The organism is Pseudomonas sp. RA_35y_Pfl2_P32 (assembly GCF_963970735.1).
In the GTDB taxonomy this organism is placed as follows: Bacteria; Pseudomonadota; Gammaproteobacteria; order Pseudomonadales; family Pseudomonadaceae; genus Aquipseudomonas.
The window spans coordinates 1-240 of the sequence record NZ_CAXAQF010000458.1; the positions used below are offsets into that span (position 1 = coordinate 1).

Annotated in this window: 1 protein-coding gene; it reads right to left on the reverse strand. The window is 57.9% G+C overall.

What is annotated here, in order from left to right:
* The coding region (locus tag AACY45_RS29160) for an immunoglobulin-like domain-containing protein (protein WP_339548922.1) at nucleotides 1-240 on the reverse strand (240 nt) is incomplete at both ends.

Here is a 240-nt window from a genome sequence, read left to right on the forward strand (position 1 = left end):
TGCCGACTTCCACAACTTGACCGTCTTTGTAGACGTCATCACCTTGCGCAGCCAGCTCGTACGGAACGCTGGTGGTGCCGGCTTTGATGACGACGGTGTCGCCATTGCTCAGGGTCACGGTCAGGTCTTGTTTGAGGACCTGGTCGACCTTGACGGTGAACTTCGGTGCGGCGTTTTCCAGTACGTCGCCGTTGCTTTCGATGGTGACGGTGATTTTGTCGCCGTCAGCACCTGGCTCGT